At 36.0% G+C, this 17921-nt stretch carries 11 protein-coding genes and 1 tRNA gene; 6 read left to right on the top strand and 6 right to left on the bottom strand.

All coding sequences use genetic code 11. The features are described 5' to 3' along the window. Positions 1–879: 879 nt before the first annotated feature. Positions 880–956, bottom strand: a tRNA-Ile gene (locus ACFILO_RS04630). Positions 957–1125: 169 nt separating this feature from the next. Here ACFILO_RS04630 and ACFILO_RS04625 point away from each other — a divergent pair. Further along, on the top strand, positions 1126–1869 hold the full coding sequence (locus ACFILO_RS04625; RefSeq protein ID WP_375628797.1) for an SIMPL domain-containing protein: 744 nt from the start codon (positions 1126–1128) through the stop codon (positions 1867–1869). Between the two features lie 29 nt (positions 1870–1898). On the opposite strand, the gene ACFILO_RS04620 is transcribed toward ACFILO_RS04625, so the two are convergent. The 3 genes from ACFILO_RS04620 to dnaG form a co-directional block, all read right to left on the bottom strand. Beyond that, positions 1899–2360 (bottom strand): YcgN family cysteine cluster protein, encoded by a 462-nt coding sequence (locus ACFILO_RS04620; protein WP_375613350.1) that lies wholly within the window; start codon positions 2358–2360, stop codon positions 1899–1901. Between the two features lie 609 nt (positions 2361–2969). After that, positions 2970–4985 (bottom strand): RNA polymerase sigma factor RpoD, encoded by a 2016-nt coding sequence (gene rpoD / locus ACFILO_RS04615; protein ID WP_375613401.1) that lies wholly within the window; start codon positions 4983–4985, stop codon positions 2970–2972. Positions 4986–5375: 390 nt separating this feature from the next. After that, complete coding sequence (gene dnaG, locus ACFILO_RS04610) at positions 5376–7313, bottom strand: DNA primase (RefSeq protein WP_375677918.1); 1938 nt, start codon at positions 7311–7313, stop codon at positions 5376–5378. A gap of 134 nt (positions 7314–7447) precedes the next feature. Here dnaG and ACFILO_RS04605 point away from each other — a divergent pair, with 134 nt between their 5' ends. From ACFILO_RS04605 to ubiC, 4 genes are all read left to right on the top strand, one after another. Then, the gene (locus tag ACFILO_RS04605; protein ID WP_375673851.1) at positions 7448–8665 is read left to right on the top strand and encodes a mechanosensitive ion channel family protein; all 1218 of its coding nucleotides are present in this window, start codon (positions 7448–7450) and stop codon (positions 8663–8665) included. A gap of 69 nt (positions 8666–8734) precedes the next feature. Then, positions 8735–10426 carry a Na/Pi cotransporter family protein gene (locus tag ACFILO_RS04600; protein WP_375613347.1) on the top strand — a complete coding sequence of 564 codons (1692 nt, stop codon included), beginning with the start codon at positions 8735–8737 and terminating at the stop codon, positions 10424–10426. Positions 10427–11283: 857 nt separating this feature from the next. Beyond that, a complete protein-coding gene (locus ACFILO_RS04595; protein ID WP_375611967.1) occupies positions 11284–11535 on the top strand; it encodes a GlsB/YeaQ/YmgE family stress response membrane protein in 252 nt (83 codons plus the stop codon). A gap of 1153 nt (positions 11536–12688) precedes the next feature. Continuing rightward, entirely contained in the window at positions 12689–13195 is a 507-nt protein-coding gene (ubiC, locus tag ACFILO_RS04590) for a chorismate lyase (RefSeq protein ID WP_375621383.1), read from the top strand. A 678-nt stretch (positions 13196–13873) separates the two neighbouring features. On the opposite strand, the gene ACFILO_RS04585 is transcribed toward ubiC, so the two are convergent. Next, positions 13874–14371, bottom strand: coding sequence for a GatB/YqeY domain-containing protein (locus tag ACFILO_RS04585; protein ID WP_375621384.1), 498 nt, complete (start codon positions 14369–14371; stop codon positions 13874–13876). Between the two features lie 214 nt (positions 14372–14585). Here ACFILO_RS04585 and carA point away from each other — a divergent pair, with 214 nt between their 5' ends. Continuing rightward, positions 14586–15782, top strand: coding sequence for a glutamine-hydrolyzing carbamoyl-phosphate synthase small subunit (carA, locus tag ACFILO_RS04580; protein WP_375632319.1), 1197 nt, complete (start codon positions 14586–14588; stop codon positions 15780–15782). A gap of 870 nt (positions 15783–16652) precedes the next feature. Here carA and ACFILO_RS04575 read toward each other — a convergent pair. After that, positions 16653–17873: an MFS transporter gene (locus ACFILO_RS04575; protein WP_375652689.1), complete on the bottom strand. Its 1221-nt coding sequence runs from the start codon at positions 17871–17873 to the stop codon at positions 16653–16655. Positions 17874–17921: the final 48 nt, after the last annotated feature.

Raw genomic sequence — 17921 nt, 5'->3', positions numbered from 1 at the left:
ATCAGAGTAAAATCAAAAAAGACATCTGCTCTTCAATAATAATTCGGATCACATGAAAACTCTATAATTTAAACATTAAGCAAAAAATACACAAAAACAGAAAATGGCATTTTAACAAATTTTCCAATATCATAGAAAACATTTCTTACAGAATAATAAAATGCTTATTACAATAGAATCTGGATGATGCAAAGCGATAGAAACAATCACTCAATTGACTTTTCAAAGAACAATTAATAAAATTCTTTTCAAAAAACACGCCACCGTCACTATGAACAATATTTCTCAAGATATTAAATAGAATTCCTTTCTTGGGAAAAAGAAAATATCAACGAATGTTATCATCGTTGCCCCATGATACATATGAATGCCCATAGATCACATTCTCTTATACACTAACCTTTCATCACAATGATGCTATTCGAACGTCTAAAAGACATTAACATCACTTAGAAAAAAGCAAATTTACACTAAATGTTTTTTGAGCCATTTGTTCTGAACAGGTACAATCTTTAAAATTGGTTTTATTGAGGTCTGTTTATTTGCAGAACAAGTATAAATAAACTTATCCAATGAAGCTTTTAGCCTTCTATTTTATGAAGAACACCATATAGAAAAAGTACAAAACAGTATATGAATTAAGAAAGTAAATAGCGACCCATATCAGTTAATCCAAATGCTAAAAGGTTGCAAATGAGAGAACTTCTTTGATGAGACTAAGAAAACATACCATCATATTAAAGCGACTGAGAGAAAAAACTGCAACAAACAACGACCAAAAGCTTCTAAAACAAACAGGAAAATAAATAAAAAACGAAAAAGGTAGAATCTCAAAACTTTTATATAAGCGATCCATTTTTCTATTGTACATTTCCCTATTGGTGGGCCCGGAGGGACTCGAACCCCCAACCAAGCGGTTATGAGCCGCTGGCTCTAACCAATTGAGCTACAGGCCCTAAATAGGTTGTTTCTCTCTAAACTAAAATGCCCTATGATACAAGAGCTGACAAAGATTATAACCCATCTTTTTCTCTTTTCTATTGGTTTTTTTTCAGTGCTCTAATTTCTTTACAAAAACTCTTAAAAATGAGAGAATAATTAACTGACAAATATAAAGGTATAGATATGATAGAAAAGAAAATTCAACCACTGAAGAGTTCTCTGGTTAAAACAGTTATATTAGCATTTACACTCTTAGCCACATCGTTGACTGTACGTGCTTATGCTGAAGAAAATAAAATGAAAAATGCAACGATTACAGTGACAGCAATCGGAGAAAGTCAAGCAGCACCGGATATGGCCATTATTAATCTAGCCGTTGTTACCTATGACAAAACTGCCCAAAAGGCATTAGCTTCCAATAATCAATCCATCAATGATATTATAAACGCTTTTAAAAACAATGGCATCCAAGCAAATGATTTGCAAACATCAGGCTTATCCATTTATCAGTCAACCTCTGATAAACACCACGAAAAAAAGAATAATGAAAAACTCTATCATGTTTCAAATTCTTTAACCGTGCGCATTCGTGATCTTACCAATGCTGGTAAAATCTTTGATCAAGCGATGACACTAGGTGTTAATTCAGTTAACGGCATTACTTTTACCAACGCAGATACAAAGCCATTTTATCAAGCAGCACGTAAAAAAGCCATTACTGAAGCCATTGAAAAAGCGCAAACGATAGCGCAAGCAGCCGATTTAAAATTAGGAAAAATTATTGAAATCAATGAAAAGGATGATTACTATCACCCAACACCACGTCTCATGAGTAGAGCAGCAGATGTAAGCTACGCAAATACAAATTTTGCAGGTGGTGAATTAAATTATAACGTGAGCGTCACTGTAGTCTTTGCGATCGATTAAGTCACAAACAAGTTGTATAAAAAATCACATTACTGGCCTTCACGTAGAAGACCAGTAATGTGATAAAGATAATCTTCCTCAGATAATAATTCGTCTTCGTAAATCTCTATTTGTCCGCGTGCAGAAATATGCGCTGTATGTACCGTCTGACAATCCCCTGATACCAATGGATGCCACCAATGAAGATCTTTTCCCTCATAAATTAATCTATAAGCACAACTTTCTGGAAGCCAACGCGCTGTTTTAACTGTCGTAATATCTAGCGATATACAATCTGGTACAATTGATTTACGATGAGCATAATCTCGACACCTGCAGGTTTCCCCATCTAAAAGACGACAAGCAATACTGGTTGCATAAAGATCACCCGTATCATCGTCCTCAACTTTATGGAGACAACAACGGCCACAGCCATCACAAAGGCTCTCCCACTCAGAAATGGAAATCTCTTCTAATTTTTTTACTTTCCAAAAGGGAAGTTCTCCACTCATAAACTCAGACACACCTTTTTTAATTAAGACGATCTATAAAAAATGAAACATTTAATTTCTATAATTTCATCTATTTTTGTCTCTTAAAAAGATTTAACTCAATGTATACTTTAAACCATGTTCTTAAAATCTATCTGAATAAAAGAGAATATTCAAAAAATAGCGTATATAAATGAACGTAACCTATTGAAACATCTCTTTATAAACTGACAAAGAGTAAAATGCGTCACCTAAAATGATAGAAAAATTCCGCAAAGAATATACATTTTTCATCAAAAAGTCCGTATGTTGCAATATAAGTTTATTCCTAATAGATCTCATTTCTTAAAAACGAGCCGCGCTATACGCAAGGTAATGTTTTTATCGTTCATTTCTTGAAAGCTCCCCTACTCTCTACTCCATAACCACCCTTTGCCCTATATCTATTCTTCTGAGACAGAGAAGTATAAAGCCCCAAAGCTAAGAAAAACATTAAACATCGAAAACTTTCTAGATTGTTCAAATTCTTCCTATGTTTTTCTCAAGAAAGCATCCAAGTACAACGTGACGCACCTCCCCCTTCATTAAGAAGAAGGAGGAAGTTATTAAAATGCACACGAATTCCTTTATTTAAGAATCGAGAAAACTGCGCAATTTTCGTGAACGGCTAGGATGTTTTAATTTACGAAGTGCCTTTGCTTCAATCTGACGAATACGCTCTCTTGTAACTGAGAACTGCTGTCCCACTTCTTCCAATGTGTGATCGGTATTCATCCCTATTCCAAAACGCATCCGCAAAACACGTTCTTCTCGTGGTGTTAATGAAGCAAGAACGCGTGTTGTCGTATCTCGCAGATTAGCTTGGATAGCTGCATCAATTGGTAATAACGCATTCCTATCCTCAATAAAATCACCCAAATGGGAATCATCTTCATCACCAACAGGCGTTTCGAGAGAAATAGGTTCTTTTGCAATTTTAAGAACTTTTCGTACTTTTTCTAACGGCATAGAAAGCTTGCTAGATAATTCTTCTGGTGTTGGTTCTCGTCCAATTTCATGGAGAATCTGACGCGAGGTACGAACGATTTTATTAATTGTTTCAATCATATGAACAGGAATACGAATTGTACGTGCCTGATCAGCAATTGAACGTGTAATAGCTTGACGAATCCACCATGTTGCATAAGTTGAAAATTTGTAGCCGCGCCGATATTCAAACTTATCCACAGCCTTCATCAAACCGATATTGCCCTCTTGAATAAGATCAAGAAACTGCAAACCACGATTGGTGTATTTTTTTGCAATTGAAATGACAAGACGCAAATTAGATTCTACCATCTCTTTTTTCGCAATTGTTGATTCGCGTTCACCTTTCTGCACCTGCATAACAATCCGACGAAATTCACCAATCGAAATAGCCGTTTCTTGCGCAAGATTTTGTATTTCACTTCGCAGTTTTTGGATTTCTTTTGCTTCACGCACCGAAAACTCTTTCCAACCAGGTGTAGGCAAAGCAGAAATATAATTCATCCAATCCGCGTCCAATTCACGCCCTTGGTATTCTTTTAAAAAGTCCTCATGGCCAATGCCATAGCTATTGGCAATCCGTTTCAGCTTACCTTCATTATGAATCAATCTCTTATTAATGTCATAAAGCTGTTCAACCAAAGCTTCGATACGATTTTGGTTTAAAGAAAGGGATTTTACTGCTTGAATCAACTCACCCTTTAATTGAATATATTTCTTCTTCTGAGAAGATGTAAGAGCCCCCTCTTTACGCTCTGCCAAACTGCTTTCAACATGCTGATCTTGTAATTTTCGTAATTTCACATAGGTTTGAGCAATAAAATCCAATGTTTCCATAACTTGAGGACAAAGTTCATTTTCCATTGCAGCAAGCGATAAGTTAACATCGTCCTCGTCCTCTTCATCATCGTCTTCAATGTTTCTCTCTCCTGCGCTCTCCCCCATATTACGTATACCAGAAGACATTTTTTCTTCTACGGTCTTATCAACTTCACTTCGCTCAATAACAGGAGCCTGCTTTGCTTCTGGACCAGCATAAGTCGTTTCAAGATCAATAATTTCACGAAGAAGAATACGCTGCTCTTTTAACTCGTCACGCCAGATAATAAGAGCCTGAAAAGTCAAAGGACTCTCACAAAGTCCTGCAATCATTGTCTCACGCCCTGCTTCAATACGCTTAGCAATGGCAATTTCGCCTTCCCGCGAAAGAAGCTCAACAGCTCCCATCTCACGCAAATACATACGCACCGGATCATCCGTACGATCTGTTACTTCGCGTTTATTCGTTGTCGTTGCAATTGCGTGGCTAGAGGCTTCTACTAAATCACCCCCCTCTACCGTAACTTCTTCTTCATAATTTTCAGACTCGACTTCATCCTCATCATCCACAACATTAACCCCCATCTCAGAGAACATCGCCAAGATATCTTCAATTTGTTCGGATGTAACCTCGTCAGAAGGAAGAACTGCATTGAGTTCATCCATTGTTACGTAACCATTTTTTTTGGCAAGTTTAATCATTTTCTTGATGGCATCATCAGAAAAATCAAGAAGAGGACTATCCAAACTCGCTTGGTTTGTTACTTCTGCATTATCTTTCTGTTTAACCTTTGTTGCCATACCATAACTCCACTCGATCACTTCACAGTTTCCATGTAACCATAGTTTCCATGTGACCAGTTTTTTTGTTCTCACTAAAATCTACCAATAGTTACTCATATATACTTCCTGTTAAGAGATTACCATTGGAAAGAATACATTTTGTATACGCCCTGACATCCAGACAAACTTGACATCCAGACAAAAACGCGGGAAAACTCCAGAAGTTTCCCCGACACCTCTCAGCCCTTCTGAGATAATCTCTGCACCCTATCGTAAGAACCAATTTCCCGCTTTTCCTAAAATTTACCCGCTTTTCCTAAAATTTAATTGTCATCTTTATAAAAATGTCACTCCACATAAACTTCCTCATCTAAAATTTAAGTGACTGATTCGCATTAAAAAAGCGAATCATTTTATCGTATCTTGTGTATTCCCGTCTATTTTTTCATCCAACCAACTTCCAAATCCTTCAATTAACGCTTCTGTTGCCTGCATCTGCTCCAGCTCATTTTTTACCTCACGAAGCAGATCAAAAACCTCACTCTTAGGATTTTCTACAAGTTGCTCTTCAATATCCTGTAACCTCTTATGTAGGTGGTGTTCTTGAAGATGCAAGTAGACAGCTTGTTTTAATATAGCACGCGCATCTTCTATAGGGGCTCCACCAGGAATAATACGCATACCAATATTTTGCACAAGATGTTTCATACGCTCTAACAGAGCCTTTTGCCCTCTTTTTTCTAAGAACGCAACCATCGTCTCTTTATCATGAAGCTGTTGGTCCCCAAGAATTTCCAACATAGCTTGATGAAAAATTATCAATTGAGTATTTTTTAATTCTAACTCAGAAAGAATTTCAAAATTTTCATACCACAACTCAGGATAGTAAGCTAAAGTGAGTAAAATGACTGCTTCACGCAAAGGGATAGATTGCGAAGAATTTCGTACTATTTCAGAATTTGCTAACAGAGAAAAGGTTTGATCTTTAAAGGTCCTATTTGGTGAAGATTGACCATATCGCCCTTCCCCCTTTTGTTTTGAAAAAGAGGGACGAAAAAAATCAAAAAGGCGTTTTTTTACATCTTGCAAATAATAACGACGGACATCTTCATCCTTAATCGTAAAAATTTGTTGTTTTAGTTGTTTTTCTAGCGCTGCTCGTGCCTCTGGAATTTCAAAATGCTTTCCATAGGTAGCACGCCACCATAAAAGCTCACTCAAAGGAATAGCTTTTTGCAAAAAAGAAGAAAAAAGCTGTGCTCCACCAGCACAAACAATTTCATCAGGATCTTTCCCTTGTGGCAACAAAACAAAGCGTACACAAACCCCAGCCTTTAAAAGAGGCAACACACGATCAGCAACACGAAAAGCAGCTTTTAAACCAGCATCATCACCATCAAAACACAAAATAGGTTCCTTCCCCATCTGCCATAAAAGCTCAATTTGCGCTTCCGTTAATGCTGTCCCTAAGGGTGCTACAACTCCTTCAAAACCAGCTTTAGTCAATGCAATGACATCCATATACCCCTCAACAACAAGGAGTGAATGAATTTTTTCATCGCCAACAAAGCGACTATTTTTGCGAGCTGCTGCCGCGTTATAAAGTATATTTCCTTTATGAAACAGCACTGTTTCAGGGCTATTGAGATATTTTGCTCGTGTCTCTTTCTCTAATGCACGCCCTCCGAAAGCCACCACACGTCCACGCAAATCTTCTATAGGAAACATAATGCGATTTCTAAATCGGTCATAAGAATCCGCGCTCTCCTCATGCACTGAGAGAAGCCCACATTCTTCCATTTGCTTTATTGAAATGCCCCGTGTACCTAAAGCTTCTTTCAAAGCCGTACGCCTTACCGGTGCAAAACCAATGCGGAAACGCTCTACAAGCTCTGGTGTAACACCACGTGCATCCAGATAACGACGTGCTTGTATACCTCCTTTATCGCGTAAATTATATTGAAAAAAATCTGTGGCAATTTTCATCACATCATAAAGGTCAGCTTTTTCCAGTTGACGTTTATGACTTTGTGAATCCAAAATAGGGAGTTTCATTCCCGCAAAATCAGCCAAACGCTCTACACTTTCTGAAAAGTGCAATCCATCAAGCTCACACAAAAAGGTAAAAATATCTCCACTTACACCACAACCAAAACAATAATAGCGCCCTTTATGATCATCACAATGAAAACTTGGCGTTTTTTCACCATGAAATGGACAACAACACCAAAAGTCTCCCCGTGAAGGCTTACTTTTTCGAGGATCAAAATCCACCCGTTGCCCAATCACTGTTGAAATTGGGAGTCTCGTACGCAGTTCATTAAGGAAATCGGGCGGAAAACGCATTATCTCTCACAGAGTTTGAAAATTCTTTTTTGCATATTTAACGACTTTAGAGCATAATTCCAATACTTCCTCTTAAGCAGTTGTAAAATTTTAAATCCTCAACTGCATATATTTTTAGAAATGGAGAATAAAAAGTGATCGAATTTATTGCTCAATATCCGTGGTTAGAGGCTATTTCTTGGCTTGTTATTCTTACTATAGCTGCCCTTTTAGTGAACTTTCTAGGACGAAAATTACTTATTCACGGAGCAAAAAAACTCTCTTCTTTTCTCCCCCAAAATACAACGATCGATATTAATAATGCTATTCAATACATAGCGGATATCATTTCAGCTTTTATTCTTTCAATTGGTGTTAATTTTATCTCAACATTGCCCGATGCATTTAGCACTGTCATCAGTAATGTTGCCAACGCCTTCATTATCTTCTTTGTCGTCCTGACAATTTCTTCCTGTCTCAATGTCATTAACATCCTTTACGAACAACGACCAACAGCACGACTAAAACCAATAAAAGGTTATATTCAAATTGCTAAAATTGCACTTTTTGCTGTTGCAACAATTTTAATGGTCGCTACATTGATTGACCGCTCCCCTCTTATTCTCTTCTCCGGTCTTGGTGCAATGGCCGCGGTTCTCATGTTAATTTTTCAAGATACGCTTCTTTCTCTCGTTGCCGGTATTCAAATTTCATCCACTGATATGGTTCGTGTTGGGGATTGGATTGAAATCCCCAATCTCGGTGCCGATGGTGATGTTATTGAAATTGCCTTGCATACTGTTAAAGTTCAAAATTTCGACAACACCATCACCTCAGTTCCTATCCGTAAACTTGTGACCGACCCTTTTAAAAATTGGCGTGGAATGCAAGAATCGGGTGGCAGACGCATCAAACGCTCTCTTTTTATTGATCAATCAAGTATCCATTTTCTCACAAAAGAAGAACAAAAATATCTTTCCCGATTTAATTTATTAGAAAATTATTTCACACAAAAAGTAGCAGAAATTGATCAATGGAATGCTCAATTAGATAAAAATCATGATGTCTTAGCCAATACGCGCCGTTTAACCAACATTGGAACTTTTCGTGCTTATGTTTTTGCTTATCTACAACAGCATCTAAACATCAACCCTAATATGACCTATATGGCACGACAATTACCTCCTACAGAAAATGGTTTACCCTTAGAAATCTATTGCTTTACGAACACCACCGTTTGGATCGACTATGAACAAATTCAAGGCGATATCTTTGATCACCTTTATTCCATTCTGCCCTGTTTCGGTCTAAAGGTTTTTCAAAATCCAAGCGGTTATGATTTTAATCAAGTATTAAAAGCAAAAGTGAAATAAAAACAATAAACTTCAATTTATTAATTTGAGGCAACCACATTCACAACAACAAAGAAAGAATAAAGTATCATGAATGGTTCATTGGTACTCCTTCATCTTGCCGGCGCTATTTCTTTACTTCTCTGGGCCACACGCATGGTGCGCACAGGAGTTGAACGCGCCTATGGTGACAGACTTAAATATAAAATGTGCCACGTCGTTTCAAAACCATTGTTTGCCGTAAGTTTTGGACTTTTTACAGCAATGATTTTACAAAGCTCTACAGCAATAACACTCCTCGTTGGCTCTTTCGTTGAATCTGGTTTTGTCTCTGGAGTAGCAGGACTTATGGCTGTACGTGGAGGAGAATTAGGATCAGCAATCGTTGTAAAAATTCTCACCTATGACCTCACTCTTGTTGTACCCTTGTGTCTTTTAATTGGCACTTGTATCTTCATGACAACAGAAAAACGTGAATGGCGTCAAATAGGACGTATTGTCATCGGTATTGGTCTTTTGATTTTATCTTTAGAGATGATAAGTACCGCGACAGAACCTTTACGTGAAAGCGAAATTTTACCTAGCATCATTCGTTATCTTTCAACCGATCCTATTTCCACTTTTTTGTTGGCTGCTGGCTTAACCTACCTCTTACATTCATCCATTGCAGGAATCATTTTGCTGGTCAATTTTGCCAACTACGATCTTATCCATACGCAACTCTGTGTTGTCATGGTTCTTGGTGTCAACTTTGGCTCTTCTCTTATAGCACCACTTTTAACGCGCAACGCCTCTCCTAATACCCGCCTCGTTCCCTTAGGAAATTTACTCATGCGTGGGGCAGGGTCAATCCTTATACTTATCTTATTTCTCTCCTTTCACCCTCCCATCACATGGCTTGGCAATAACGCCCCTACTCAAGTGATCAACGCCCATATCATTTTTAATGTTTTCATTCTCCTTGCTGGAATACCACTTTCAAAATGGGTTTTAAAATTAACCACTCAGATCGTGAATATAAGTGCAAAAAAAATGCAAGCCGACAAAACGCTCAATTTATCCGATCAAACAGCTCTTGATGACAGTGTTCTTGATCGCCCAACTCTCGCCCTCTCGAATGTCATGCGTGAAGTCATTCATATTTGTGATCTTGTAGACATCATGCTAGAAAAAATTATGGGACTTTATGAAAAGCCTGATCCCAATATTATTCGTGAACTCAACCAACTCAACACCATATTGGACAAAAAACATATCGCCATCAAACTTTATCTTGCCCGATTAGCGGGACAAAAATTATCTGACGAAGAAGCTCTTCAAACGCAAGAACTTCTAGGCGCCTGTATAAAATTAGACCAAGCAGGCGATATCATTATTCATAATATGTTGATGCTGGTTAAAAAGAAACAACAAAAAGGTTTACAGTTCAGCAGCGAGGGCTGGAGTGACCTCCTTCGTTTCCACGCCATTGTACTAGCCAACGCGCATATAGCATTTAACGTTCTCGTCTCACGTGATACACACACTGCACACCTATTGGTACAAAAAAAAGATCAGCTACGAAACTTAGAAAAAGAGATGAGTTTAAAACATTTTAAACGTCTGCGTGAAGGGGATCTCAAAAATGTAGAATCATCCAGTCTTCATCTCGACACTGTGCGCGACCTTAAACAAATCAACTCTCTTTTGACCTCAATGATCTACCCCATTTTAGAAGAACAGGGACTTCTTCAAAGTTCTCGTCTACGCAACCCTGCTGAAGAACAAACAGAAAAAACTTAAACCTTTCAAATAACTTGAATAAAACACACATCACATCGATTATTCAATTTTGAATATGGTCAAGATATTGATTTAATCAAAATATCTTATTATTCGACAATTTAAATGAGCTTTCTGCATCGTAAGTTTCTTTCATTTAAAATCTATACATGATGAATTGCTCAAAGTCATCTGCTTGCACATTACAAACAAAGCAGCATGTAGAATAGAACTCTTGAAGAAAGACGTAAAAATGCCTAACCATCTCAAAGCCAAGACTGTTAAACACATAAAGAGTAGGTCAAGAGTATGATAGTTCCAACCTAAACCCGCCTTGTAAAAAGGGAACCGCTTCACAGTAGCAGCAAAACAGAAATACTCTATAAGGAATACAAAACCCCACAAAAATGCAATATTTATATCAAGATCTGTAGAGGTTAAACCTATACAGCCACGCTATAACGTGTCAACAAAGCAGTTTTAATTTCAAACATCATTGATATCAATTGGCAAGCTCAAAACTTTTAAATATCCATTTTACTTATTGCTTTAATCACAGTTGTTTTTTTCAATTTAAGAGAGAGCTTTAAAAAGCTTATAAATACACTTTATGAGTTCTTAAAACATTTTCACTAATATTTTCTTATTTTATTCGTATTTCTAAATTAATTAATTTGTTTATAAATTAAAATGTATTATATATTTATACTTATTAAGTATTATTATGATACAAATGTGACTATTATTTTAATATAAAGGAAAGTAATAAGTAAAATCTCTAAAAGCAATATCCTTTCCACTGGGTAAAAAAGGAATAAACCTTGATTTTTACAAAGTTTACTCTAGTTACAATTTAAATTCAGGCAAAGGAGGGTATCATGGAAAATGCAAACATAGGTTGGATTGCAGCTATTATTATCGGCGGGATTGCAGGTTGGGCTGCACAGTATATTATGAAAAGCCAAACAGGAATATTGTTAAATATTATCTTAGGGATTATTGGCGCTGCGCTAGCAAGCTTTCTTTTTAGTCTTTTAGGTGTAAGTTTTGCTGGTTGGCTTGGCTATCTTATTTCAGGTTTTATAGGAGCCTGTATTCTTATATGGATAGGACAAAAAATTCGATCATAGAGTATTTATTTTTTACACCTTTTGGGATTCAATACAAAACTAGGAAACAACGAGCAGAGTTTAAAATATTCCCCTGTAACTTGTTGTTACCAATTTTGATATGATGGTGAGATGCTTAAGCTGCGATTTTAGGCATACACCATCATCGTATTATAAAACCAAATGCAGTAAAGAACTTTATAACGCACCATTTCATACCTATATAAACTTACGCATATCAGGAGAGATATGTTGCGTTATTTTAACGAAATACGAATTATTTTTGTACCACGTGCGCAAATCCAGCTTATCTCACTGTAATAACAACCCATAAGGTTACAAAAATCACTAACGATGATTAAAGATTTTACCGTATAATGCTTAACACCTATAAACTCTATCAACAATACCCTTTTTACCGAAAAACTCGAAGCGCTTTTTTACATTCTTAAGAAATAAAGAGAGACGGCAAGAATAAAATGATAAATATTTTTTTCTAATCTATGAAAGAAAATAGTATCTAAAATAAATATAAAAATTAAATTATAATGTTTTTTAAATTTATTTTTAATAATAAAAATATATAAGTAAAAATTAATAATATTAATACAAATTTATTATAAAATTAATACACATTATGTGATGTAATATTTCAAAATTTTAATAATATAATATATTTTAGATTTTGCAAAAATATATGCATTACTATAAACTTATTTATTATAAAGAATACGATCTCCTTTACATCTCAATTCAAAAGATTTGAATATCTCTTCTCTTTCTAAAGTATAAAATAAAGTTTTGTTCCTCTTAAAATTTCCTCTTTATATCATCTTGCATAGATGAATTTTTAGCTCTTCTTTATATGCGTTACAAACGAATTTTAAAGCACGAAACATTTTTCCCATTGCTCTCATGCGATAAAGAAATTTCCGTAATGCATTGTGAAAGCGCTTTGAACAAAACATAATACTTTATTTTGCTTTTTTAAATGAAAATAATCCTATAATATATACTTCCCGCATATCTTCTTTTAAAGACCTTTGCAATCGACTTTCCCTTTGATATCTTCCTGTTAAAATCTTGCTGCTTTTATACTCCTTGTATTACAATAGAGCTATCTATTTAACCCAACATAACATATGGAATAAGACTTTAGCTGTGGAGTAAAACGATGTCTGATCTTGAAGATTCCATCTTACCGCCTCTAACGTGGTTCTCTGATCAAAATCCTCCAATACCAGAAAACGTTCGCGATTGGCTCATGGAATCGGGCTCGATGACGCTTCGATTAAAGAAATATTGTACCTGCCTCCAAGTTCAACCACAACGCGAATGTTTTATTACGCAAGATAAATTAACAGAAGAAGCAGAGCATCTCCCCGAAAGTGCGCGTTATTGGCTACGCGAAATCATATTAATGGGAGATAATAAACCTTGGCTCCTTGGACGCACTGTAATTCCACAAGAAACCCTCCTACACAATCAAGCCTTGATGCATTTGGGAACTGTACCTCTAGGACATTATTTATTTAACAATGACAAATTAACCCGCGATTACATTCATATTGGTCAACAAGGTGCGCTATGGGCACGCCGTTCCCGTTTGCGGTTAACGGGTAAGCCATTGTTGCTAACTGAACTATTTTTAACAGATTCACCACTGTATCCCCACAAATAGAGGTTACTCATTTTATTCTGCATAACTTATAGATTTCATATAGCTTATAAGGGATTTAATCAGAGAAAAGAATTTCAAAATTATCTCAAGAACACATTAAAAACAAAGATTTCTTTTCAAAATATCCTTTTATTTCATCAACTCAGCTTAAAAAATCTCTTCCCTAGAAAAAACGTTCTAAAATTCTGATTTTCTTATCATTAAAACCAGCACTTGAATTAAAAAGATACACACCATATTGATAAAACCATCTATATTTAAATTTCTTGCTGAATAATCACTACTCTAAAATACGGTAACTCTTTATCAAACAAATGCTTTGAAACAGCAAAAAAGACAATAATACACTCGCCAAAATTGGAAATCTGTATCAATTAACTTAATCATCCTGTTTAAAAATTTTTAACAGTGCGAATAATAGATTTTTTTTAAAAAGTAAAAACTCTATAACCTTTTTGTTTTTTAATGGTCTAACAGCTTTGAAGAACAGAAAAATATAATACTTAAAAGAATGTTTATTGCTCTATAAGAGCCAAAAAAATTTCGTTGATATCAAAAAAATATTTTTTTGATAATAGTATGTATATAAAAAATAAATGATATTTATCAACATCCTACTGACTTACAAAGGCGACGCACAATAAAAAATATTTTCCAATCCCCTTGAATTAACAAGATCTATTGCAATTTTTGACGAAGACTATTGCACACTTTAGAAAAATTCATTTGCCCCGCATACCGTTCCTTAAGCCATGCCATCACCTTACCGATATCGCGTAATTTTTCTGCCTTTGTTTGTGCCAAAGCTTCACAAAGAACCTGTTCTATTTCCATCTCCTTAAGTTGATAGGGAAGAAATTCACGAATAACTTCTATTTCTGCTTGTCCTCTCTCTGCCAATTCCAAGCAACCAGACTCTTTATAGGCTCGCATCAATTCTTCACGCTGTTTAAGCATTTTAGTGAAAACAGACTGTATCTGCTGATCATCCACTTCTAGCTTCCCTTCATCATAATAAAGAATATCACGATCCCTAACTGCAGCATTCATTAAACGAAGTGTAGCAAGACGCGCACTATCTTGCGCTTTCAAAGCAGCCCTAAGAGCCCCATCAATCTGGTTACGCAACATAAATTTATCCAATTTTTGTTCAAGAAGAAGATGCCTTTTAACCAATCTTTATCCATCTTGCAATGGAGAATAAAAAAATAATTAAGGACTCGATCTTCGAAAAGCTAAAACAAGACTTTACCTCTTCATGGAATGTACTTATACTGCCTATTTCAAGCGAAACGTTACCAGAATAATATACACAGCATCCGCTAAAGGTATGATTTTTGTGTAAAGTTGATCATTATACCTTTCAGAGAATAAATTGTGGATACATACTATGATACAAGCGACTTCACCCAGCCACCCTTGGAGTATCAAAAAACCGACAGCCCTCTTAGTCTTAGCAGATGGAACCGTTATTGAAGGCAAAGGAGCAGGTGCTACAGGTATAGCTGAAGCTGAAGTGTGTTTTAACACCGCCATCACAGGCTATGAAGAAATCCTCACAGACCCGTCATACACACAACAAATCGTTAATTTTACTTTTCCTCATATAGGAAATGTAGGGGCAAATAGCGAAGATATTGAAGATCTCTCTCCTCTCAATTGTCATGGTGCTGTTGGCGCTATTTTCAAAGCAGACATTACACATCCCTCAAATTATCGATCCAATGAAAATCTTCATCAATGGCTTAAAACGCGTAAAATTATTGCACTTTGTGGTATTGATACACGTGCACTCACAATTCTTATTCGTGAAAAAGGTGCACAAAATGCTGTCATTGCACACGATGCTAATGGAAACTTTGATATTCCTTCTTTAAAGAAACGTGCGCAAAAATGGCAAGGTCTCGTCAATCTTGACCTTACGAAAGACGTGACATCTCAATCATCAATGCAATGGAATGAAAAACCATGGAGTTGGAATAAAGGATACGGTACAAACAATGTGCACAATCTTCATATCATTGCAATTGACTACGGTATTAAACGTAATATTCTTCGCCTTATGGCAACACAAAAAGCACGCATTACTGTTGTGCCTGCTCACACAACTGTAAAAGAAATTCTGGCAATGAACCCTGATGGCGTTTTTCTTTCTAATGGACCAGGAGACCCCGCAGCTACGGCTCAATATGCCATTCCAACAATCAAAACATTAATTGATCATAATTTACCAATTTTTGGAATATGTCTTGGTCATCAACTTCTCGCTCTTACGGTTGGTGCAAAGACCGTGAAAATGCACCAAGGACATCATGGTGCCAACCACCCAGTTAAAGACCTTAACACTGGAAAAGTTGAGATTGTATCGATGAATCACGGTTTTGCCGTAGATTCTTCCTCTTTACCACAACATGTTCAAGAAACACATATTTCTCTCTTTGATGGTTCAAACTGTGGTATTCGAATCATTGGAAAACCTGTTTTTTCTGTTCAATATCACCCCGAAGCTTCTCCTGGACCACAAGATAGCCACTACCTCTTTCAGCATTTTAGTGATCTCATTATGAATTATAAAAAAATATCTTAAAATAAAAAGCCTCACCTTTTAACTTCTCTCCTTTAAATTATATCATCTTCCTACGCACAATTATATTATTTTTATACCTACAACTTATTGAATAAATATTCTTATTGATCATTCTAAAACTAAAAAGAGCGCACTGAATAACTTAAATTTTTCTCCCTCCTCTTCTCTTAAGGTCGTATCCATCAAATCATTGGCTTCTCCCCCCAAGCAAGGTAAGTGTATCGATAAAAACTATTTTTAAAAAGAGTAAAGTGTCTAAACTTCAAATAAGCATTTGATTCACAATACAATTTTAAGAATTCTATTGTGCATGAGAAGCATAACTCCTCCTAAAGAATAAAAAAAAATTAAAGTGTGAGACAATGCAACAAATCTCTACTTTTTAAAAGATATTGCCGTAGATGGTTTTGAAAACTGTAAAGCCGAATAAAAAAGTAATAGCAAAACAGAAAACATCTTTTCAATTTTACAACTTTATATTCTTCCAAAATGAGGTTTTCTTTCGATTCCAGAAGTGATGCCAACAAATATAAGCAATATTTTACTTCCAATTTGCCATATAAAATTTGGAATTGTTCATACAATACTGATACATCTAACTCAGATACGTTTTAATCTTTGTTTTCAATATGCTGCTGCATTAGCACTGGATATTAATTTGCAAGCAATAGAAAAAATACGGACTCCCCCTCTACAAACAATATCACAAAATAAAAAAATTATTTTTACTAAATGAGAAGGATATATCGATATTTTATACAACACTTTGTGAAACAAATATCACAAAAACTTTCTGCCTATAAAATGATACATTTTGTTTATCTTGTGCATTCTTTAGCAAAATAGTACGTACCAGCCCCTCTCAACAAATTAACGTACCCGCAAGGCAAAAATAACTGTCGCAACGACAAGAAGAAAAAAGCCTCCAACAAAAGGAGCACCAGAAAAATAAAACAGTGCATTTTTATCTGTAAAACATTCAAAAAGAAACACATAAAAAACAGAACCAAATGTTAAACTCAACGAAATAACAGATGTCATCGCTCCTTGCAGTTCTCCTTGGACATTTGTCGGTACCTGCGCTGAAGCAATCGCACGTATAGGTGCATGAACAAGATATTCAAGCATTGTACACGCACAAACCATATAAACCATCCACCCCTGCGTCGCGAATGTATAGCCCAGCATAGCAACGGAGGCAAACAAAAGCCCCACTATAACAATATGCCAATCACTCCATCGTTTAGAAAAATAAGGCAAAATGAGAGCGACTACAATAAATTGGCCTATCCCAAAAACACTATAGGAGAGTCCAATAGAAAAAGAACTCCAATCATAGCGTTCTTTTGCAATGAAAGCCCAAATGCTTAACCATACAGATTCCGCAAACCAATAAAGAAAAAAGACCAATAACACCCAAAGAACCATCGGGTATTGTTTCAGATGCCAAAAAGCACCTAAGGGATTTGCCCGCTTAATATCAAAAAAGCGCCTATTCCATAAAGAAAGGGTTTCTGGAAGCATAACCCAAGAAAAAATAAAATTAATGAGTGAAAAACCAACAGCAAAATAAAACGGAATACGCGGACCAAACTGACCTAAAAAACCACCAATAAACGATCCTAAAATAAACCCCAATGCGGATGCAATGCCTAACAGACCAAAATTGCGTGTACGGGTTTTATCATCAGATATATCCGCAAGATAAGCTGTACAAGTTGCAAAACTAGCGCCACTTATCCCTGACAAAAGACGTCCGATAAATAACATAGAATAGCTCCATGCTATAGCACATATGAGATTATCAAGAGCAAAGCAGATAATAGAGAGAAGCAAAATAGGACGACGACCATAACGATCAGAGAGATTGCCAATAACAGGAGCAAACAAAAACTGCATCACTGAATAAGCTGCAAGTAATTTTCCTCTTTCTACAAAAGATGTACTGACCTCTTTTCCAGTTAATTGAGAAAAATACTCAGGCAAAACAGGACAAATGATCGCAATACAAAGAATATCTAACAATAAAGTGATGAACACTAAAATGAGCCCACGCTGAGCAAATTTCGGATTGAGCATTTGGTCTTGCATAACATACACACTATTTTACGCATACAATGACTCCCCCGCTCTCTTTTA

Origin of the sequence: Bartonella sp. AP72JLCBS, from assembly GCF_042195705.1 — a bacterium.
Taxonomy (GTDB): domain Bacteria; phylum Pseudomonadota; class Alphaproteobacteria; order Rhizobiales; family Rhizobiaceae; genus Bartonella.
The sequence above is the reverse complement of the archived record's forward strand: the minus strand, read 5'-3'. Positions and strand labels throughout refer to the sequence as shown.